The organism is Microtetraspora niveoalba, from assembly GCF_001570405.1.
Lineage (GTDB): Bacteria > Actinomycetota > Actinomycetes > Streptosporangiales > Streptosporangiaceae > Microtetraspora > Microtetraspora niveoalba.
Genome location: NZ_BBYM01000002.1, coordinates 303616 through 323920, shown reverse-complemented (window position 1 = coordinate 323920; position 20305 = coordinate 303616). Strand labels below are relative to the sequence as shown.

The window sequence follows — 20305 nt, the reverse complement described above, 5'->3', positions numbered from 1 at the left end:
AATGCTCGCCGCATCCTCTTGGGGTGGACGGTGACTCGGCGTTCGACGAACGCGCGCCGCAGTCGCGGGTGTTCGACGGCTTGCCTGACGAAGTGCCTGCGGAGTACGGGGCGCTGGACGAACGCGCGGCGTTCCACGAATGCTCGCCGCATCCTCTTGGGGTGGACGGTGACTCGGCGTTCGACGAATGTGCGCCGCAGTCGCGGCTTCTCGACGTAGACGCGCTCCTGGACGAGCACCTTGCGGGCCCGCTTCTCGTGATGACGCCGGGTCCCGCAGCTGTTTCCTGACCAGCAGGTGAGTGCGGAGTTCGAGATGTTCGCCGCGGCGATGGCGGAGGGGGCGACGGACGCGTTCGCGGGCTGGGAGGAGATGGTCATCGGGACGGAGAGGGCGGAAGCGACCATTACGCCGGTGGCGAGAGCTTGTTTGAGCATGAAGATCACTCCGTAGTGGTGGTGATGGTTCCACGCTCCCGCTCATGCGCGGGGCTGTGTCTCACGGGACACCGGACCTGCTGGATGCTCGGCCCGGTCTCGGTCACTACTGATAGACGGAGCGTCGAATCGGTCTTCCGGGAAGATGCCGAAACGGCATGTCGACCTGTCCTCACGGTAGAGGGCGCCAGGCCGAGCCGGACACCCGTAATAGGCAAAGGGCTAGATTGGGGCGGATTACCGCTTTTCCGAAACAGAATCCGGGACCGCGGCCCACGCCGTCCGCGAACGGTGCCGCCGCGGTCAGGCCGGACCGGCGGCTGCCAGGCCGCGGCGGCGGCGCAGCTCCGGCTTCCGGATCTTGCCCGATGCCGTTTTCGGCAGGTCGTCCACCATGTCGAAATAGCGGGGGATCTTGTACTTGGCCAACCGCCCGAGGAGGAAGTCGCGCAGCTCGTCGGCGGTGACGTGCGAGCCCGGACGGCGCACGACGAACGCGTGGCCGACCTCGCCCCACGTGGGGTCCGGCACCCCGATCACGGCGACCTCCGCCACGGCCGGGTGCTCGAACACCACGCCCTCGACCTCGGCCGGGTAGACGTTCTCGCCGCCCGAGATGTACATGTCCTTGACCCTGTCGACGATGTAGACGTACCCGTCCCCGTCCACGGTGGCGATGTCGCCGGAATGGAACCAGCCGCCCTCGGAGAAGGCCGCGGCCGTCGCCCCCGGGTTCCGCCAGTAGCCGGGGGTCACGTTGGGCCCCTGGACGAGCACCTCGCCGGGCTCGCCGACCGCCACGTCTGCGAGATCGGAGCGGACCACGCGTACGTTGGCGAAGAACACGGGGGCGCCGGCGGAGCCGACCTTGCGGGCGCTCTGGCTCGCCTCGAGGAAGGTCGCGCCCGGCGCGGTCTCGGTGAGCCCGTATCCCTGGCAGAAGACCAGGCCGCGCTCCTGGTAGGTGCGGATCAGCGAGGCCGGGATCGCCGCTCCGCCGGACATGAGGCTGCGCAGCGAGGACAGGTCGGCCGCGGCCCACCGCGGCGACCGGGCGAGGGCGGCGTACATCGTGGTGACTCCGAACATCCAGGTGACGCCGTGCCGCTCGATGAGGTCGTAGCACGCGTTCACGTCCCACGACGGCATGATCACCGAATGGCCGCCCTTGATGAACGTCGGCAGCAGCGTCTGGCCGAGGGCCCCGACATGGAAGAGGGGGGCGCTGATCAGCGTCACCTCGTCGCCCGTCACGTCGACGCCGACCATGAGATTGAAGGTGTTCCAGGTGAGGTTGCCGTGGGTGAGCGTCGCACCCTTGGGGCGCCCCGTCGTGCCCGACGTGTAGAGGATGAGGGCGACGTCGTCGAGCGACACCGGCACGTCGATCGGCGCGGCATCCCCCGCCGACAGCCATGTCTCGTACTCATGCTCGCCCGGCGCGGGAGAGGTGAGCGCCACGACCGCGGGCGGCGTCGAGGTGTCCGGGGCCGACGTGTTCGGGGCCGACGCGTCCGGGAGCGCGCGGACCGCCTCGGCGCACTCCGGCGCGTAGATCAGGACCGTCGCCTCCGAGTCGTTCAGCATGTACGCGATCTCGGGCGCCGCCAGCCTGAAGTTCAGCGGCACGAAGATCCCGCCGAGCACGTGCGTGGCGAACATGGTCTCCACGAACGCGGTGTGGTTGGGGCCGAGATAGGCGACCCGGTCCCCGGCCCGCACCCCGGCGTCGCGCAGCCGTGAGGCCAGCCTCGTCGTGCGCTGGTGAACCTCGGCGTAGGTGAGGGACCGGTCCCGGTAGGTGAACGCCGCGTGGTCCGGCGTCATCTGGGCCCGGCGAGCCGGCCACCCTCCCAGTCCAGCGTTCTGCATCGGTGTACGACCTCCGGTCAGGAAGAAGCGGTCTTCGTTCGCCATGGGGAAGAGCACGACCTCGCGGACCGCGAGCCGGGACGCCTCGTGGTCGTCCTCGTGGAACGCGCGTCGCATCGTGGGTCAGGCGTAGTGCCGGTAGACCGTGCGGGCGACGCAGGCGGGCTTGTCGGAGCCCTCGACCTCGACGGTGACGTCGAGCAGCATCTGCACGCCGTTCCCGGCCACCTCGGAGACCGACTCCACCGTGGCGGCGAGGCGCACCTTGGCGCCCACCCGGACCGGGCTGGGGAAGCGCACCTTCTCCAGGCCGTAGTTCACGCTCATCTTCACGCCCTGGATGTCGAGCAGCTCGTTGAAGAGCGGGATGACCAGCGACAGCGTCAGGTAGCCGTGCGCGATCGTGCCGCCGAACGGCCCGTCCTTCGCCTTCTCGGCGTCGACGTGGATCCACTGGTGGTCCCCGGTGGCGTCGGCGAAGGCGTTCACCCTCTGCTGGGTGATCTCCAGCCAGCCGCTGCGGCCCAGGTCCTTGCCGGCGAGCGCGGTGATCTCGTCGAGCCCGTTCACGGTGGTGGTCATGGCCTGCCTTCTCTCTCCTGGTCGTCCGGTCACTTCTGGTCGCCGAGCCCGAGCAGGCGTACGGCGTTGTCCTTGAGGATCCGGGGGCGGACCTCGGGCTTGATCTCCAACTTGTCGAAGTCGGCCAGCCAGCGGTCCGGGGTGATCACCGGGTAGTCGGAGCCGAAGAGCACCTTGTCCTTCAGCAGTGTGTTCGCGTACCGGACCAGCTGCGGCGGGAAGTACTTCGGCGACCATCCGGACAGGTCGATGTAGACGTACGGCTTGTGCGTGGCGACGGCGAGGGCCTCGTCCTGCCAGGGGAACGACGGGTGCGCCAGGATGATCCGCAGCTCGGGGAAGTCCACGGCGACGTCGTCGACCAGCATCGGGTTCCCGTACTTCAGCCGGATGCCGCCTCCGCCGGGGACACCCGCGCCGATGCCGGTCTGGCCGGTGTGGAACAGCGCCGGGACGCCGAGCTCCTCGATGGCCTCGTACAGCGGGTAGGCGGTGCGGTCGTTGGGCGCTATGCCCTGGATGCTCGGGTGGAACTTGAAGCCGCGCACCCCGTGCTCCTCGACCAGACGGCGCGCCTCGCGGGCGCCCGCCCGGCCCTTCCAGGGGTCCACGCTGGCGAACGGGATGAGCGCGTCGGCGTGCTCCGCGCAGCTCTCGGCCACCTCCTCGTTGGAGATGCGCGGGTGGCCGGTGGCGTGCTCGGCGTCGATGGTGAACACCACCGCGGCCATCTTCCGCTCGCGGTAGTACGCGGCCGTCTCCGCGATCGTCGGTTGCCGGTGGCCGTGCGCCTTGAAGTACTCCTCGGAGGCGCCGAACAGCTCCGGGCTCAGCGAGCCGTGCCCGTCCTTCGAGACCTCCGCGTGCGTGTGGACGTCGATCGCGACCAGGTCGGCGACGTTCATGAGCCGGTCGCCCATCTCACGCCTCCGGAACCCTGGGCGCGGGGATCCCGTACGTCTCCGGCTCGGCGCCGACGCCCTTCTCCCACGACGCCGCGATGGTGTCCGCCGTCCATCCGCCGTCGGCGAACGCGACGGCCTTCTCGCTCGGGTGGGACCAGAGGGCGAGCCGGTCGCCGCCGATGCCGATCGCCTGCCCGGTCACGCCCGCCGACGCGTCGGAGGCGAGGTAGACGATGAGTGCGGCGACGTCCTCGACCGTGCCGAGGCCCTCGTCCTTGCGCAGCCACTCCGGGAACGGCGTCCCGGTGCGCTCGGCCTCTTCGAGGATCGGGGCGAACGCGGGGATCGTCCTGGTCATCTCGGTCGCCGCCACCGGGACGACCGCGTTGACCGTGATGTCCGCGCGGGCGAGCTCCATCGCCCAGGTGCGGGCCATGGCGACGATGCCCGCCTTGGCGGCGGCGTAGTTGGTCTGGCCGAAGTTCCCGCGCTGACCGGCCGGGGACGAGATCAGGATCAGGCGGCCGCCGGTCCCCTGCTCGCGCATGCGGACCGCCGCGGCGCGGGCGCAGGTGAACGTGCCGCGCAAGTGCACGTCGACGACCGCGTCGAAGTCCTCGTCGGACATCTTCCACAGGACCCTGTCCCGCAGGATGCCCGCGTTGGTGACCAGCACGTCGAGCCGGCCGAACTCCTCGGCGGCGGCGACCAGCCGGTCGGCGAGCTCGGAGCCGCCGACCGCGCCCGCGACGACGGCGGCCCTGCCGCCGCTCGCCCGGATGGCGCCGGCGACCTCCGCGGCCGCCTCGGCGTTCACGTCGTTCACGACCACCGCGGCGCCGGCCGCGGCGAGCGCCTCGGCGTACGCGCGGCCGAGGCCACGGCCCGCGCCCGTGACGACGGCGACCTTGCCGGACAGATCCATGGACTTCACCTCTCGATGAGCGGAAGGACGACCCCGTCAACATAAGGCAGTATTGAAACGATCGTCAAAATTGTGCCCAATGTCGTTGCCCCGTCTACCCTCGTCCTGTGACGCTCAGCGAGGGAGACGACCAGGCGCACGCGCCGTCCGCGCGCCCGCAGTCGCTGATGTTCAGCTTTCTCGGCATCTACGTGCTCGGACGCGACACCGCCGTCTACTCGGGAAGCGTCATCGACGTGTTCGCCCGCCTGGGCCTGTCCGAGGAGGCGGTGCGCTCGACGCTGACCCGCATGGTCAAGCGGAACCTGCTGGCGCGGCACCGCCGGGGACGCAAGATGTACTTCGGGCTCACCGAGCACGCCGTGGGGGTGCTGGAGGACGGGCGCAGGCGGGTCTGGGAGACCGGCGCGGTCAACCGCGACTGGGACGGCACCTGGACCCTGGTGGGGTTCTCGCTTCCCGACAGCCGGCGCAGCACGCGGCACGACCTGCGCTCGCAGCTCGTCTGGGCCGGGTTCGGCCCGCTGCAGAGCGGTCTGTGGATCGCGCCCGGCATGAAGGACGTCACCGGCATGCTCGCCCCGCTCGACCTCGGCGACCACGTCACCGTGCTGACCGCCCGCGCGTCCACGCCGACCGAGTCGGCGGACCTCGTCAGGAAGGCCTTCGACATCGAGGAGATCGCCGGGCGGTACCGCGCCTTCCTGGACCGCTGGGACACCCCTCACCCGGTGCCCTCGGCCGCCGACGACCTCGCCCGGCAGCTGTTCCTGCACCACGACTGGCTGCAGCTCGTCCGCCGGGACCCGCACCTGCCGGCCGAGCAGCTGCCCGGCGACTGGCCGGCGATCCGGGCCGAGCAGGTGTTCCGTTCGCTGGCCCGGGCCTTCGAGCCGACCGCGGGGAAGCTGGCGGACGAGATCCTGGACGAGCTCTCCCTCCGCCCGTGACGCGAACGGCTCCACGGCCGGCCGCGGAGCCGTCCGGCGATCGGTCAGAAGGCCGGGTCGGTGTGGATGCGATCGCCTTCGACGTAGGTGGCCAGCACCGACGTCTCGCCGATCTCGGCGGCCGGGATCGAGTAGGGGTCGCGGTCGGTGACCACCAGGTCGGCGAGCTTGCCCTTCTCGATGGTGCCGGTCCGGGTGTCCAGGTGGTTCACCCGCGCCGAGCCGATCGTGTACGCGGCCAGGGCGGCCGTCAGGCTGAGGCGCTGCTCCGGCAGGAACGCCTCCGTGCCCTCGCCCCGGATCCATCGGTTGACGGCGACGTGGATGCCGAGGAGCGGATCGGGGCTGCTGACCGGCCAGTCGCTCCCGGCCGCGAGCGAGGCGCCGGCGCGGGCCAGGTCCCCGAACGGGTACTGCCGGCCCGCCCGTTCCGGGCCGAGGAACGGGATGGTCAGCTCGTCCATCTGCGGCTCGTGCGCCGCCCACAACGGCTGCATGTTGGCGGTGATGCCGAGGGCGGCGAACCGCGGCACGTCATCCGGGTGCACGACCTGCAGATGGGCGATGTGGTGGCGGTGGTCGTTCGTCCCGTTGGCCGCGCGCGCCGTCTCGAACGCGTCCAATGCCTCGCGGGCCGCCCGGTCGCCGACGGCGTGCACGTGGACCTGGAAGCCTTCGGCGTCCAGGCGGGTGACGTACCCGCGCAGCGCCTCCGGATCGACGAAGCTGATCCCCTGGTTGCCGGTACGGCACCCGCAGCCGTCGAGATAGGAGGAGGTCATCGCGGCGGTGAAGTTCTCCGCCACCCCGTCCTGCATGATCTTGACGCTGGTGGCGCGGAACCGGCCCGCCTCACTCCGGCGCTCGAGCAGCTCGGGGATCTGCTCCTCGCCCCTTTCGCGGTCCCACCAGAGCGCGCCGACCACCCGGGCGGTGAGCAGCCCGGACTCGGCCGCGGCCAGGTAGGCCCGTTGCACCTCGGGGTTGACCATCGCGTCCTGCCACGCGGTCACGCCGGCGGAGTGCAGCCGCCGCTGGCCGGCCCGGAGCGCGCGCAGCATCATGTCCGGGGTCGGCTCGGGGACGTGCCGGCCGACCAGGTGCGACGCGCCCTCGTGGAGCGTGCCCTGCGGGACGCCGTCGGCCTCCCGCTCGATGCGCCCGTCGACAGGGTCCGGGGTGCCGGCGTCGACGCCGCACAGTTCCAGGGCCCTGGTGTTGACCCAGGCCCCGTGGCCGTCCCGGTTGACGAGGTGGACGGGCCGGTCGGGGACCACCGCGTCCAGCAGGCTCCTGCTCGGCGTCCCGCCGGGGAACCACTCCATGGACCAGCCGCCGCCGCTGATCCATTCGGCGTCGGGGTTGGCCTCGGCGTAGGCGCGGATGGCGGCGACCGCCTCGTCCGCGTTCCCGGCCTCGTGCAGGTCGCACCGGATCATGGTGAGGCCGGCCAGGACGGGATGCACGTGGGCGTCCTGGAACCCGGGCAGCAGGGCCCGGCCGGCCAGGTCGACGACCTCGGTGCCGGCGCCGATCAGCGGCCGGACGTCCTGCTCCTCGCCGACGGCGACGATCCGGCCGGCGCGGACGGCGGCCGCCGTGGCCCGGGAACGGGCCGGTCCGAGCGTGTGTACCGGACCGCCGAGGAAGACGAGATCGGCGGGGGTGGTCATGCGGGTTCTCCTTGGGACGGGATCAGGGGGATCACAGCGCTTCGGGGCGGAACGCCCACGGGCGGACGCGCTCGACGGCGGCGCCGACGTTGAAGACGGTCGCGTCGTCGTAGCTGCGGCCGACGATCTGCACGCCGGTCGGCACGCCGTTGGACGCCCGTCCGGACGGGACGTTGAGCACCGGGCAGCGGCTGGCGATGTTGAAGACCGGGGTCAGTGAGTACTCCAGGTAGTTGTCGAGTTCCACGCCGTTCACGCTGAACTTGGTGTCGACGTACTCCTCGCCCGCGCGCAGGCCGGGCGCGCCTGTGGTCGGGCAGATCAGCGCGTCGTAGCGGTCGAGCAGCTCGCCGATCGGCGCGTAGATCGCCGCCTCCATCTCCAGCCCGGTCAGGAAGGCGCCGGCCTCCTCCATCGCCCGCCCGGCATCGGCGGCGAAAGCGAGGGCGTAGGGGGTGAGCCGGTCGCCGTGCTCGGCCGCGACCCGGGTGACCATAGGGCCGAAGATGGCGCCGAAGTGGATGAACACGGCCTTGAAGACGTCGGCGCGCCGCAGGCAGATCTCGACCTCCTCCACGATCGCCCCGGCCTCGCGGAGCGCGTCGGCCACGGCCCGGGTGTTGGCCGCGATGTCCGGCTCGATCTCCCAGTCGCCCAGGTTCGGCGCGTACGCGATGCGCAGGCCGGTCACGTCGCCGAGATCCTCGGCGATGTGGACGGCCGGGCGGAGCGAGACCACGTCACGGGGGTGCGGGCCGACGATGGTGTTCTGCAGCAGCGCGCAGTCGGCGACCGTGCGGGCCATCGACCCGTCGTGGCAGTAGTGGTCGAGGTTGAACGGCGCCATGGCGGGCACCCGGCCGTAGGGCGGCTTGAAGCCGACCGTGCCGGTGTTGGCGGCGGGCAGCCGGATCGAGCCGCCGATGTCGGAGCCGGTGGCGAGGGTGGCCGTGCCGGAGGCGAGCGCCGCGCCCGAGCCGCCGGAGGAGCCGCCGGGCGAATAGTCGAGGTTCCACGGGTTGCGGGTGACCCCCCACAGCTTCGAGTGCGTGAAGCCCGCGCAGCAGAACTCGGGCGTCGTCGTACGGGCGTGCACGATGCCGCCGGCGGCGACGATGCGCTCGATGATCGGGTGGGTCACCTCGGCCACGTGGTCGGCGAAGGGGAGCGAGCCGTCCGAGGCGATCCGTCCGGCGATCGGCTGCTCGTCCTTCGTGGCGACGGGAAGCCCTTCCAACGGGCGCGCCGTGCCGTCGCGGTAGGCGTCCTCGGCCTGTTTCGCCTGGAGGAGGGCCTCCTCGAAGGTGCGTTCGCTGAGCGCGTTGACCCGCGGTTCGACGGCCTCGGCGCGCTCGACGACGGCGGTCATCAGCTCGACGGGGGACAGCTCCCGGGAGCGGAACATCCGCAGGGCCTCGGTCGCGGGGAGGTAGGGGAGGTCGGTCACTGGGCCGCACTCCTTTCCGTGGAGTTCGTTTCGGGGACGTGACGAAGGGGGTCGGCGGAGGCCGGGGAAGGCGGCGTCTCCTTCAGCGCGGCCGCGAGGGCGCGCCGGTCGGCCGCGATCCGGGCGGGGTCCCAGCCGGGCCGCGGCACGGAGTGCAGCAGCAGCCGGGTGTACGGATGCTCGGGGGCGGCCAGCACCTCCCGGGTCGGGCCCGTCTCGACCACGCGCCCCTGGTAGAGCACGAGGATGTCGTCGGCGACGTGCCGGACGAGCGCCAGGTTGTGCGTGACGAACAGATATCCGACGCCGGTGTCGCGGCGGATCTCCGCCAGCAGGTCGAGGATCTGGGCCTGGATGGACACGTCGAGCGCGGCGGTCGCCTCGTCCAGGATCAGCACCTTCGGCCGGGTCGCCAGCGCGCGGGCGATGGCGACCCGCTGCCGCTGGCCGCCGGACAGCCGTCTCGGGAGCGCGTCCGCCTCCCGCTCGCCGAGGCCGACCCGCGCCAGCAGCTCGTCGCGGCGGGCCCGGCGTTCCGCCGGGCTCATCGAGAAGTGCAGGCGCAGCGGCTCCTCGACGCAGGCGGCGACGGTGACCCTGGGGTCCAGCGAGAGGTAGGGGTCCTGGAAGACCATCTGGATCTCGCGGGCGCGGGCCAGCCGGGTCGCCCTGCCGCGGGCGACGTGCGAGCGGTCCCGCCCGCCGACGCGGATCCGGCCGGCGTCCGGTCGCTCCAGGCCGACGAGCATCCGCGCGGTGGTCGTCTTCCCCGATCCCGACTCGCCCACGATGGCCAGGGAGCCGCCGGGAGGCAGCGAGAAGGAGACGCCGTCGACGGCGACGTGGTCGCCGAACGTCTTGCGCAGGCCCTCGACCTCCAGCGCGTGCTCAGTCATGGATCAGCTCCTCCGCGCGCAGGCAGGCCACCTGGGCGCCGTCGATCTCCCGGTGGACGGGCTCGCGCTCGGTGCAGCCGGGCCGGACGTGGGCGCAGCGGGCCGCGAAGGCGCATCCGTCCGGAGCCTCGGCGAGAGAGACCGGGCGCCCGGGGACACCGTGCGGCGGCTCGTCCGACTCCAGCCGCGGGGTCGCGGCCAGCAGCCCCGAGGTGTACGGATGGCGAGGCCGGCCGAAGAGCCCTTCGGCGGACTGCGCCTCCACGATCCGTCCCGCGTACATCACGTAGATGCGGTCGCAGATCGCCGCGGCCAGCTCCAGGTCATGGGTGACGAAGAGCATCCCCATGTCACGCTCGGCCCGCAGCCGGGTGAGGATCGAGACGACCTCGGCCTGGGTGGTGACGTCCAGCGCCGTGGTCGGCTCGTCGGCCAGCAGCAGCCGGGGCCCTCCGGCGAGCGCGCCGGCGATCATCACGCGCTGCAGCATGCCGCCGGAGAACTCGTGCGGGTACCTGTGCAGAGCCGGGCCCGGCTCACGGATGCCGACCGACTCCAGCAGTTCCTCGGCCCGCTTGAGAGCGTCCTTCTGCGGCACGCCGCCGGCCCGCATCCCTTCGGTGACGAAGTCGCCGATCCGGCGCATCGGGTTGATGGAGGCCCGAGGGTCCTGGAAGATCATGGAGACGTCGCGGCGACGCAGTTCGCGAAGCCGGGTGGAGGACATCGTGAGGATGTCCTCTCCGTTCACCCGCAGGCTCCCCGAGGCCGACGCACCCTCGGGGAGCAGCCCCAGCACCGAACGGCAGGTGACGGACTTGCCAGATCCGGACTCGCCGACCAGCCCCACGGCCTCGCCTCGCTCGACGTGCAACGACACACCGCCGAGGATGGGGCGGGCGGCCTTGCCGGCCGCGAGCCGCACGGTCAGCTTCTCGATCTCCAGTAGCCGGCCGGTCATCACTGCTCCCGCCGTGCGACGCGGTCGGCGATGGATTCGCCGACGATGCCGAACGCGACAACCGTGATCACGATGGCGACGCCGGGGGCGAGGGCGGGCAGCATCGCGCCCTGGAGCAGGGACGAGGAGCCCTCGTTGATCATCGCACCCCAGTCGGCGGTGGGCGGCTGCACACCGAAGCCGAGGAAGGAGAGCGCCGCGAGGTCCATGAGCGCGTACCCGAAGTTGATCGCGGACTGGGCGAGGATCAGCGGAGCGATGTTGGGCAGCAGGTGCTTCACGCAGATCACCCAGCCGGACCAGCCCTGCACCCTGTACGCCTGGATATAGGGGCGGGCCTTCTCCCGCAGGGCCACGCTGCGGGCCAACCGGCCGACGTACGGGGCGTAGGCGACACTCATCGCGATCACCGGCGCGGTCAGTCCGACGCCGAAGACCGCCACCAGGATGATCGCCAGCAGCAGGGCGGGGAAGGAGAAGACGAGCTCCATGGCACGCGACAGCACGGCGTCGACCACCCCGCCGTGCCAGGCGGCCGTCACCCCGATCAGCATGCCGAGCACCGTCGAGACGATCACGACCACCAGCGGGCCGAGCAGTCCCGTCCGGGCGCCGAAGATCAGCCGGGACAGGACGTCGCGGCCGGACTGGTCCGCGCCCAGCAGGTGCTCGGGGGTGGAGCCGCTCAACGTCGCGGACAGGTCCACGGCGTCGGGGTCGTGCGGTGCGATCCACGGGGCGAGGACCGCCGCCACGATCAGCAGGGCCAGCAGGGCGAGGGCGGCCGTGACGAGCTTGTCGCCTCCCGCGACGCGGGCCAGCGGCGCGAAGAACCTGCGCCGGTGGACGGGCACGGCGGTCATGCCCTGCCTCCCTTCGCATGGGACAGACGGGGGTCGATGAGCGGCTGGACCAGGTCGACGACGAGGTTGGCGGTGACGAAGGCCAGCACCACCAGCAGGCTGACGGCCTGCACGACCGGGAAGTCCTTGACGGTGACGGAGCTGACGAGCAACTGGCCGACCCCGGACAGGCCGAAGGCGGTCTCCACGATCGAGGTGGCGACCAGCAGGCCGGCCACGACCGTCCCGGTCACGGTGGTGATCGGGCCGAGGGCGTTGCGCAGCACGTGCCGCCGTACCACCTCCGAGCCGGGCACCCCGCGTGAGCGGGCCACCTCGACGTGCTCGCGTCCCAGCTCCTCCAGCATCGACGTCCGGGTGACCCGGGCCACCAGGCCGACGAAGGTCAGGGCGAGCGCCGCCGCCGGGAGCGTCAGATGGTAGACCCGGTCACCGAAACCGCCCCCGTCGCCGAAGGCGGGAAACCAGGCCAGTTGGACGGCGAACAGCGAGATCAGCCCGATCGCGGCGACGAACGAGGGGGTGGCCGTGGCGATGCCCGTGCCGATGAGGACCGCCCGGTCGACGACGCCCCGCCGAAGCGCGGCCAGCGCTCCGGACGCCAGCCCGCCGACCAGGATGAGCAGGCCCGCGTAGCCGATCAGCAGCAGCGTCGTCGGCAGCCGGGCGGCGATCAGGCCGCCCACGTCCTGCCGGAACGTCGCGGACTTGCCGAAGTCGCCGGTGACGACGCCGCCGACCCACTTCGTGTACTGGACCAGGAACGGGTCGTTCAGGTGGTACTGCTCCTTGATGGCCGCGACGGCGGCCGGTGACGCCGATCGCCCTCCCAGGAGGAAGGACGCCGGATCACCGGGGGCGAGATGGACCGAACCGAAGACCAGGAACGACGCGACGAGCAACGTCACGGCGATCCCCCCGATCCGGCGGAGGAGGAAGCCTGCCATGGTCGGACTCAACCGGCCGAACCCAGACGGGCGGCCCATGGGTAGACGAGCTGGGAGATGCCGGTCGGGGCGCCGGTGAGCCGCTTGTTCAGGAACATGTTGTGCGGCGGCTCGTACAGCGGGATCCAGACCATGTCACGGACGGCGATCTCCTGCAGCTTGGCGACCGTAGCGGCGCGTGCGGCCGGATCGGCCTGGGCGTTGGCCTCGTCGACCAGGGCGTCGTACTCGGGGTTGGAGTAGCCGCCGTAGTTGGCGAAGTCGCCGGTGCGCAGGATCCCGTAGAACTCCAGCGGGTCGGGGGTGGAGTCGTACCAGATCGTCATGACCAGGTCGACGCCCTCGCGGGCCTTCGGATCGGAGAACAGCGCCGTGTAGGCCTCGGGGGCGACCGCCTTCAGTTCGACGTTCAGGCCGATGGCCTGCCCGGCCGACTGCACCGCGTTGGCGATGACGCCGATGTCGGGGGAGAGCGTGCTGGTCGCCATCACGACCTTCTTGCCGGAGGCTCCGGCCTCCTGGATCAGCTTCTTCGCCCCCTCGACGTCTCGGGTGAGGGCCGGAAGCTTGTCGTGGTGCCCCTTGCCCGCCTCAGGGGCGATTCCCCAGGCGCCGAGAGCGCCCGGCGCCTTCGCCGGCGCGCCGGCTCCGCCCGCGGCGGCCTTGATGATGCCGTCGCGGTCGAGCGCCATGGACAGCGCCCTGCGGACCTTGACGTCACCGAGCGTGCCCTTGAGGTCGGTGGGGATCAGGTTCACGGCCGTCGTGTTGGGGCCGAAGTAGAGCGTGCCGCTGCCGGCGGTGCGGAGCTTGGCGAACCCGGGGGGCGGCAGGAGGTAGCCGCCGTCGACCTCCCCGGCGAGCATCGCGTTGACGCGGGCCGCGGGGTCCGGGATGAACACCATCTTGAGCGTGTTCACCTTGGGTTCGAGCGCCTTGTCCCAGTAGTCGGCGAACTTCTTGAAAGTGATCGACTGGCCCTTCTGCCACGACTCGAACGAGAAGGGGCCGGTGCAGTCGACTCCGACGTCCGGGGTGCCGTAGCCCTCCTCGGCCAGCGAATCGGCACTCTCGATGGTTCCGGCGGAGGTGCCCATCTCCTCGTTGAAGAGCTGGTCGGGCCGCTTCAGGTGAACCGTGACCTCCATCGGCCCGGTCTTCTCGATCTTGTCGACGTTCTGGTAGACGGAGACCCAGTACGAGCCGACCTTGGGGTCCATGTGGCGGCGCATGCTGGCGACGACGTCGTCGGCGGTGAGCGTGGAGCCGTCGTGGAACTTCACGCCGTCGCGGATCGTGTAGACCCAGCGCCTGGGGTCGGGGTTGGCCGCGGCGGCGGCCAGGCCGGGCTCCACCTTCAGCTCGGGGGTGATCCGCATGAGCTGTTCGCACACGTTGGCGAGCACGGTGTTGGGGTGGTAGTCGAAGGCGTACGCGTAGTCCAGGGACTGCGGCTCGGCGTAGAGCGACCAGGTCACCGTGTCCACGGCGCCCTTGGCCGGCGCTGTGTCCTTCGTGATCTCGAACGCGGAGGAGTCGCCGCCCTTGACGGCGGATGAGGCGCCGCCGCAGGCGGCGACCGCGAGCGCGAGCAGCGCCATCGCGGCGGCGAAACGGGTGGTGCGCATCAGACCACCTCTTTCTGAACGGGCCGCAACGATCAGATGTGCGGCAGAGGTGGCTGCGAGTATTCGTGAAGGAACGTTCCTGCACAAGAGTTCAGCGGAACGATTCTGCAATGCGTACGGGCGAGTGGCGGAGGGTCCGCCCGGATGACAGGATCGCGCTCATGAGCCAGTCAGACCGCACACCGCGGGTCCGTCTCGTGGACGTGGCCCGCGCCGCCGGGGTGTCCAAGACGACGGTGTCCGACGCGCTGAACGGAGCAGGCCGGCTCCCCGCCGCCACCCGTGAGCACGTGCAGAAGGTGGCGCGTTCTCTCGGCTACCGCCCGAACGCCGCGGCACGGCTGCTGCGCGCCGGGCACACCCGGCTGCTCGGCGTCGCGGCACGCGAGTACGTCGAGACGCCATGGGTCTACGCCGACCTGGCCTACTTCTCCCAGATCGTGACCGCGACGACCCAGGCGGCCCTCGCCCACGGATACGGCGTCGTCCTGCTGCCCACCTACGGGCCGGACGACTGCTGGCTGGACATCCCGCTGGACGGCGTGTTCGTCATCGACCCGGTCGAGGGCGACCCGATGGTCCGGGACTTCCTCGCCGCGGGCGTCCCCGTGGTCTCCGACCGCCGGGCCCTGGCCGAGGTCGCGGGCGAGGCGCGGGCGGCGGGCGGCTGGGTCGACTTCGACTACGACGCCGCCGTACGCCAGGTCCTCGATCACCTGGAGGAGGCGGGCGCCGAACGGATCGCCGTCGTCGCCGGCGCGACCACGGCCTGCTACCACCAGCAGTCCGTCCGCGCCTACCACGACTGGTGCGCCGAGCGAGGACACGACCCCCGGATCGTCTGCCTGCCCGCCCCCGGCGTCGAGCAGACGCTCCAGGCCGTCACCGAGCTGCTCGCCGCCCCGGTCCCGCCGGACGCGTTGTTCACCCTGGTCGAGCTCAGCACGCCGCTGTTGCTGGACACGATCCGCAGGCTCGGCCGCTCCGTCCCCGGCGATTTGCTGCTGGTCTGCGCCACGGAGGACCCGGCGGCCCCCTACACCGACCCGCCGATCAGCACGCTCGGCTTCCTGCCCGGCGAGACCGCCCAGGCGGCGGTGGACCTGCTCGTCGACCGCCTCGAAGGCCGCGACGGCGACCCCGGCCGCCTGTTCTCGGCCGGCTTCCAGGTCCGGGCGTCCTCGGCCCCGAAGAGCTCGCTGAAGCGGCCGGGGCACTGAGCGGCGGGTGACGGGAGGGTACGACCGCCGCAACCGGGGTACGTGCGCCTCATATCGGGACGGGCTCGCCGCGGCGTTCCGCCGGGCGGTCGTACCGGTTGCCCGATACGCGGTAGCGAGGCGGTCATGACCGGATCGCGCTGCCTTCCGTATGTGTCCATGACCGGGTGGCGCGGCCTTCCGCGCGGTCCGCCGCCGCTCGAAGCGCGCACCGCTCGCGTACAGGAGGCCCGATGCGAGTCGTCGTCGATCTCACCCGATGCCAGGGATACGGGCAATGCGTCTTCGCGGCGCCCGACGTCTTCACGATGCACGGGCAGGAGGCCCTGCTCTACGACCCCGATCCGAGCGACGAGCAGCGTGCGCGGGTGCTGCGGGCGAAGGCGGCCTGCCCGGTCCAGGCGATCCATATCGACCGGTTCGCCGCCCGTGCCGCCGGACGCGGCCCCCAGGTATATCCGGACGCCGGAGACGGCTTCAAACGCAACGGGCGCATCGTCATCGTGGGAGCCTCGCTGGCCGGCCTGCGGGCCGCGATGGTGCTGCGCAGGGAGGGCTTCGCCGGTTCGCTGACCCTGATCGGCGACGAGACGCACGAGCCGTACGACCGGCCGCCGCTGTCCAAGCAGGTGCTGGCCGGTCAGGTGCCCGTCGAGCACACCATGCTGCCCCGGCTCGCGGAACTGGACGCCGAATGGCTGCTGGGGCAGCGGGCGACCGGCCTGGACCTGACCGGCAAGCGGGTGCGCCTCGCCGACGGCCGGGAGATCGGGTTCGACCGCCTGCTGATCGCCACCGGCGTCCGCGCCCGGCCGTGGCCGAACGAGGCGGAGGCCGCCCTCGACGGCGTGTACGTGCTCCGTACGATCGAGGACGCCATCCGGCTGCGGGCGCGGCTCGCCGCCGGGACCGGGCGGGTGCTGGTCATCGGCGGCGGCTTCGCCGGATCGGAGGTCGCCTCCGTCTGCCGGGAGCTGGACCGGCCGGTCACGGTCGCCGAGCGGGGACCGGTCCCGCTGTTCGGGGCGCTGGGCAGGGTGATCGGCGCGATCGCGGGGGAGATGCAGCGCGAGCACGGCGTGGACCTGCGCTGCGACACCACCGTCACGGCGCTCGAAGGAGACGCCGAGGGGCGGCTGCGCGCCGCGCGCCTGTCCGACGGCGCCACCCTCGAGGTGGACATGGCGGTGGTCGCGCTCGGCGCGGTCCGCAACGTCGACTGGCTGGAGGGCGCGGGGCTGGCCGCCGGCGTCTGGGGTGTGGGCTGCGACGCGGGCTGCCGCGTCTTCGACATCAACGGCGTGGTCACCGACGACATCTTCGCCGCCGGGGACATCGCCCGATTTCCGCACCCGTCGTACGAATACCAGTTCCTGGCTCTGGAGCACTGGGGCAACGCGGTCGCCCAGGCCGAGATCGCGGCGCACAACATGGTCAGCGACCAGACCCGGCGGTGGGCGCATCTGGCCCTGCCGGTGTTCTGGTCCAGCCAGTTCGGCGTCAACATCAAATCCGTCGGCGTTCCGACGTTCGCGGACGGGGTCGTGATCACTCAGGGGTCGGTCGCCGAGCGCCGCTTCGTCGCCGCCTACGGGTACCGGGGGCGCATCACCGCCGCCGTCACCTTCGACCAGGCCATGTGGCTGGAGTTCTACCAGCGGCTGATCGAGCAGGCCGCGCCGTTCCCGCCGGACTTCGCCATGGTGGGCAGGCCGGCCGTCATGGAACCGGTCCCGGCGGAGGTGCCGCCGCGCGTCGCGGTCGCCCAGGGCGCCACAGTGGTGGTGACCGGCCATGACCCGGGCGAGCGGCGGGCCATCCTGGTGCGCCGTCCCGAGTGATCCCGCGCCCGCCCCCGACCCCAGCCGGAGAAGTCCCGAAGCCGAGGAGCGTCGTCATGGCCGAGACCTGCGTCTTCGACCGGATCCTGGATCACGCGAACCGCGCCGACCCCTACCCGCTGTACGCCGAGCTGCGCGAGACGCCGGTCATGCGGCGGAAGGACGGCGGCTACGTGGTGAGCACCTACCGGGAGATCGTCGCGCTGCTGCACGATCCCCGGATCAGCTCGATCCGGCCGGAGCCGCCGGAGGGCGGCTCGCCGCCGGGCGACGAGAGCCTGCCCGGCCTGCCGCCCGCCTTCATCCGGCGTGACCCGCCCGAGCACGACCGGCTCCGGCGGCTGGCGATGCGGCACTTCGGACCGCCCCACTCGCCGGGCCGGGTCGAGGGCATGCGGCGCCAGGTCGGTGAGACCGTCACCCGTCTGATCGACGCCTTCGCCGGCCGGGACCGCGTCGACGTCGTCGACGCCTTCGCCTACCCGCTGCCGGTCATCGTGATCTGCAGGCTGCTGGGCGTGCCCACCGAGGACGAACCGCGCTTCCGCGCGTGGTCCGAGGCATTGGTCGAGACGCTCGACCCGAGAGCCGGGGAAGCGGTGGAGCGGCGGCGTGTCGCCGCCGGCACGGAGCTGCGCGCGTATCTGGACGAGCTGGCCGACGCGCGCCTGCGGCAGCCGTCCGACGACCTGCTGTCCGCGCTGGTCACCGACGACGCCGAAGGGCGCATGTCGCGGGAGGAACTGCTGAGCACCGCCGCGTTGCTGCTCGTCGCCGGGCACGAGACCACCGTCAACCTGATCGCCAACGGGATGCTGACCCTGCTGCGCCACCCTGCCGAGCTCGACAGGCTGCGCCGCGAACCCGATCGTGTCGACGCCGTCATCGAGGAGCTGCTGCGTTACGAGCCGCCGGTGCACATGCCGCCCGTGCGCACCGCTCTGGACGACATCGAGATCGCCGGCACCACCATCCCCAAGGGCGCCCGCATCACGCTGGCGCTCGCCGCCGCGGACCGCGACCCCGGCCGCTTCCCCGACCCCGACCGGTTCGATCCGGACCGGGAGGACAAGGAGCACCTCGGCTTCGGCGGCGGCGTGCACTTCTGCTTCGGCGCCCCGCTGGCCCGGCTGGAGACCCAGCTCGCGCTGTCCGAGCTCGCGCGCCGCTTGGAGAACCCCCGGCTGGTCGCCGATCCGCCACCGTACCGGCAGAACGCGGCGCTGCGCGGACCTCGCCACCTCCACATCGAGTTCGACGGCGTCGCCCCCGCGACGACGGTGGGCGTCGCCATCGCCGATGGCAGCTGACGCCGGGTCCCGTGGACGGGCTGCGCGGGCGCTCCTCCTCGCCCCTGAGCGGCCGGTCCCGAGCGGCGTCATCCGCTACCCGGCGGCGTTCGGCGTCTGACCTCCGCTCCTTGGGTGTCAGGTGCAAGCGTCGCGGTGATGCGTTGCCAGGTGCCGTCGCGAGTCCATCGTCGATACCGGCCATAGATCGTGCGCCAGTGCCCATAGCGGGCAGGTATCTGCCGCCAGGAGATCCCGGTGCGTTCGTGGAACCGGATCCCGTCGATAACGGCGCGATGGTCCACCCAGTGCGGGCCCCGGCCGCTATTGGCCGGCAGCTGCGGGGCGACGCGCTCCCACTCCATGTCCGACAGGTCGTGCTCGCCCGGCGCCTCGGCCGTCGAGGACTGTTTCATGAAACAGTCCCTTTGTGGGTTTGCGCTCAGGCGAGCCCGCGTGTGGCGGACGAGATCGTCGAACAGGTCGTCGTCGTGGTAGGCGTCCATCCGGGCGGCGATGCGGGCCCAGCGGCCCGACGCGCCCGGCACGGCGTCCGCGAGCGCCTCCGCGACGTCGTGACCCGCGTTCGCGAGCGGGGACTTGGCCTCCAGCAGCACCACCCCCACGGTCGTACGGGCGATCCAGACGAACGTGTCCGCCCGTGCGGTGTCGTCCAAGGGGCCGCGTTCCAGCGCGGCCAGGAGTCGGTCGAGCGCTGCGGCCCATGCGGGTGAGAGGCGCGCGTGCGAGGCGAACAGCTGAGCGATCCAGGGGTGGTGGACCATGCAGCGTCGCACGTCCCGCATCCAGAGCACGACGCTCTCGTCCCACGGCATCTCGGCTGACCCGGTGTTTCCCACCTCCTCCAGGACCAGGCCGGACACTCCGGCGAGCAGCGCGTCCCTGTCCTTGACGTGGCGGTAAATCGCCATCGGCGTCACTCCGAGCCGCTTGGCCGTCGCGGCCATGGTCAAGGCCTCCAGGCCGCCCTCGTCGAGGATGCTCCGGGCGGCGAACAAGACGTCCCGTACGGTCCGGCGGGCGCGTCGAACGACCGGGGAGGAACTCGTTGCCTGTGTCATGTGACCGATGTTACGGTCTACGGCATACACAATGAAGGGAGATCGGGATGGTTGTCATCGACCCGAGGAAGTCGTGGGCGGCGCTGGAGGAGCGGCTTGCGCGGGAGACCGACCCGATACTGCACAGGAACCTGGAGATCGTCATCACCCATTCCAAGGCCGAAGCCCGGGGAGATCTCGACGCCCTGATGGCAACGCTCAGCGACAGCCCCGCCTATCGCCTCGGCGCGCCGGACATGCCGGGGATGCGCCCGCGTGGCCACGCCGAGATCCGCGCCTACTACAGCGACTTCATCGCCTCGGGCGCCACCCAGCTCCAGTACGACGTCGACCGGCTCGCGGTCGACCGTGACTGCGTGGTCACCGACGGGCTGATGCGGATGGCCTACCCCGGACGCACGCTGCTCGCCATGGGCATCGAGGTCGACGATCCGGACGCGTACTACCTGTACGAGAGCCGGATGGCGATCGTGTGGCCCATCGACGAGCACGGCCGCATCATCGGCGAGGAGAGCTACAGCGACCGCAACGGTTTCGCCGGCATCGCGGACCGCAAGCTCGGCTCCGGCGACATCGCCTCCCTCGACGGCTAGGTCCTGTTTCTCGGATCACGTGCGGAGCCGGGTCACCAGAGCTGCCACGGTCGCGGTGCCGAGACAGATGTAAGCGCGCTTGTCACAGCGGGCGGTCACGGCCGGAAGTTCTTCGGCCGGTCGATCGCCCGCTCGACGACGTTGCGCCTCGTGTAGTGCTCCTTGTCGAGCCCGATCGGGCGTCCACCGGCCGA

18 protein-coding genes are annotated in these 20305 nt (G+C 71.5%); 5 read left to right on the top strand and 13 right to left on the bottom strand.

The window, feature by feature from the left end; all coding sequences use genetic code 11:
- From AWQ70_RS38510 to AWQ70_RS01455, 5 genes are all read right to left on the bottom strand, one after another.
- Positions 1 to 437: hypothetical protein (locus AWQ70_RS38510; protein WP_157529833.1), on the bottom strand; the 437-nt coding region annotated here is incomplete at its 3' end.
- 303 nt (positions 438 to 740) lie between these two features.
- The gene (locus tag AWQ70_RS01470; protein WP_245646623.1) at positions 741 to 2426 is read right to left on the bottom strand and encodes an acyl-CoA synthetase; all 1686 of its coding nucleotides are present in this window, start codon (positions 2424 to 2426) and stop codon (positions 741 to 743) included.
- 6 nt (positions 2427 to 2432) lie between these two features.
- A complete protein-coding gene (locus tag AWQ70_RS01465) occupies positions 2433 to 2891 on the bottom strand; it encodes a MaoC family dehydratase (protein WP_067168947.1) in 459 nt (152 codons plus the stop codon).
- A 29-nt stretch (positions 2892 to 2920) separates the two neighbouring features.
- Entirely contained in the window at positions 2921 to 3796 is an 876-nt protein-coding gene (locus tag AWQ70_RS01460) for an amidohydrolase family protein (RefSeq protein WP_067169055.1), read from the bottom strand.
- Positions 3797 to 3812: 16 nt separating this feature from the next.
- A complete protein-coding gene (locus AWQ70_RS01455) occupies positions 3813 to 4721 on the bottom strand; it encodes an SDR family oxidoreductase (protein WP_067169052.1) in 909 nt (302 codons plus the stop codon).
- Positions 4722 to 4828: 107 nt separating this feature from the next.
- On the opposite strand from AWQ70_RS01455, the gene AWQ70_RS01450 reads away from it, so the two are divergent.
- Positions 4829 to 5671 (top strand): PaaX family transcriptional regulator, encoded by an 843-nt coding sequence (locus AWQ70_RS01450; RefSeq protein WP_245646621.1) that lies wholly within the window; start codon positions 4829 to 4831, stop codon positions 5669 to 5671.
- A 44-nt stretch (positions 5672 to 5715) separates the two neighbouring features.
- Here AWQ70_RS01450 and AWQ70_RS01445 read toward each other — a convergent pair whose 3' ends face one another.
- The 7 genes from AWQ70_RS01445 to AWQ70_RS01415 are packed head-to-tail and all read right to left on the bottom strand — an operon-like array spanning position 5716 to position 14086.
- Positions 5716 to 7344, bottom strand: coding sequence for an amidohydrolase (locus AWQ70_RS01445; protein WP_067168945.1), 1629 nt, complete (start codon positions 7342 to 7344; stop codon positions 5716 to 5718).
- Between the two features lie 31 nt (positions 7345 to 7375).
- The gene (locus tag AWQ70_RS01440; RefSeq protein WP_084516412.1) at positions 7376 to 8791 is read right to left on the bottom strand and encodes an amidase; all 1416 of its coding nucleotides are present in this window, start codon (positions 8789 to 8791) and stop codon (positions 7376 to 7378) included.
- Positions 8788 to 9687: an ABC transporter ATP-binding protein gene (locus AWQ70_RS01435; protein WP_067168943.1), complete on the bottom strand. Its 900-nt coding sequence runs from the start codon at positions 9685 to 9687 to the stop codon at positions 8788 to 8790. The genes AWQ70_RS01440 and AWQ70_RS01435 overlap by 4 nt, the downstream gene beginning before the upstream one ends.
- Entirely contained in the window at positions 9680 to 10648 is a 969-nt protein-coding gene (locus tag AWQ70_RS01430) for an ABC transporter ATP-binding protein (protein WP_067168941.1), read from the bottom strand. The genes AWQ70_RS01435 and AWQ70_RS01430 overlap by 8 nt, the downstream gene beginning before the upstream one ends.
- A complete protein-coding gene (locus AWQ70_RS01425; RefSeq protein ID WP_067168939.1) occupies positions 10648 to 11511 on the bottom strand; it encodes an ABC transporter permease in 864 nt (287 codons plus the stop codon). The genes AWQ70_RS01430 and AWQ70_RS01425 overlap by 1 nt, the downstream gene beginning before the upstream one ends.
- The gene (locus AWQ70_RS01420; protein ID WP_067168937.1) at positions 11508 to 12458 is read right to left on the bottom strand and encodes an ABC transporter permease; all 951 of its coding nucleotides are present in this window, start codon (positions 12456 to 12458) and stop codon (positions 11508 to 11510) included. Before AWQ70_RS01420 ends, AWQ70_RS01425 begins: the two co-directional genes overlap by 4 nt.
- Before the next feature lie 8 nt (positions 12459 to 12466).
- On the bottom strand, positions 12467 to 14086 hold the full coding sequence (locus tag AWQ70_RS01415) for an ABC transporter substrate-binding protein (protein WP_067168935.1): 1620 nt from the start codon (positions 14084 to 14086) through the stop codon (positions 12467 to 12469).
- A 161-nt stretch (positions 14087 to 14247) separates the two neighbouring features.
- Here AWQ70_RS01415 and AWQ70_RS01410 point away from each other — a divergent pair, with 161 nt between their 5' ends.
- From AWQ70_RS01410 to AWQ70_RS01400, 3 genes are all read left to right on the top strand, one after another.
- On the top strand, positions 14248 to 15306 hold the full coding sequence (locus AWQ70_RS01410; protein ID WP_067168933.1) for a LacI family DNA-binding transcriptional regulator: 1059 nt from the start codon (positions 14248 to 14250) through the stop codon (positions 15304 to 15306).
- Between the two features lie 233 nt (positions 15307 to 15539).
- Entirely contained in the window at positions 15540 to 17147 is a 1608-nt protein-coding gene (locus AWQ70_RS01405; protein ID WP_067168930.1) for an FAD-dependent oxidoreductase, read from the top strand.
- A gap of 56 nt (positions 17148 to 17203) precedes the next feature.
- Positions 17204 to 18457 carry a cytochrome P450 gene (locus AWQ70_RS01400; protein WP_067168928.1) on the top strand — a complete coding sequence of 418 codons (1254 nt, stop codon included), beginning with the start codon at positions 17204 to 17206 and terminating at the stop codon, positions 18455 to 18457.
- A gap of 68 nt (positions 18458 to 18525) precedes the next feature.
- Here AWQ70_RS01400 and AWQ70_RS01395 read toward each other — a convergent pair whose 3' ends face one another.
- Positions 18526 to 19455, bottom strand: a complete 930-nt coding sequence (locus AWQ70_RS01395; RefSeq protein WP_067168927.1) for a transposase — start codon at positions 19453 to 19455, stop codon at positions 18526 to 18528.
- A 110-nt stretch (positions 19456 to 19565) separates the two neighbouring features.
- Between AWQ70_RS01395 and AWQ70_RS01390 the strand changes: the two genes are divergently transcribed.
- Positions 19566 to 20111 carry a nuclear transport factor 2 family protein gene (locus AWQ70_RS01390; RefSeq protein ID WP_067168925.1) on the top strand — a complete coding sequence of 182 codons (546 nt, stop codon included), beginning with the start codon at positions 19566 to 19568 and terminating at the stop codon, positions 20109 to 20111.
- Positions 20112 to 20305 lie beyond the last annotated feature (194 nt).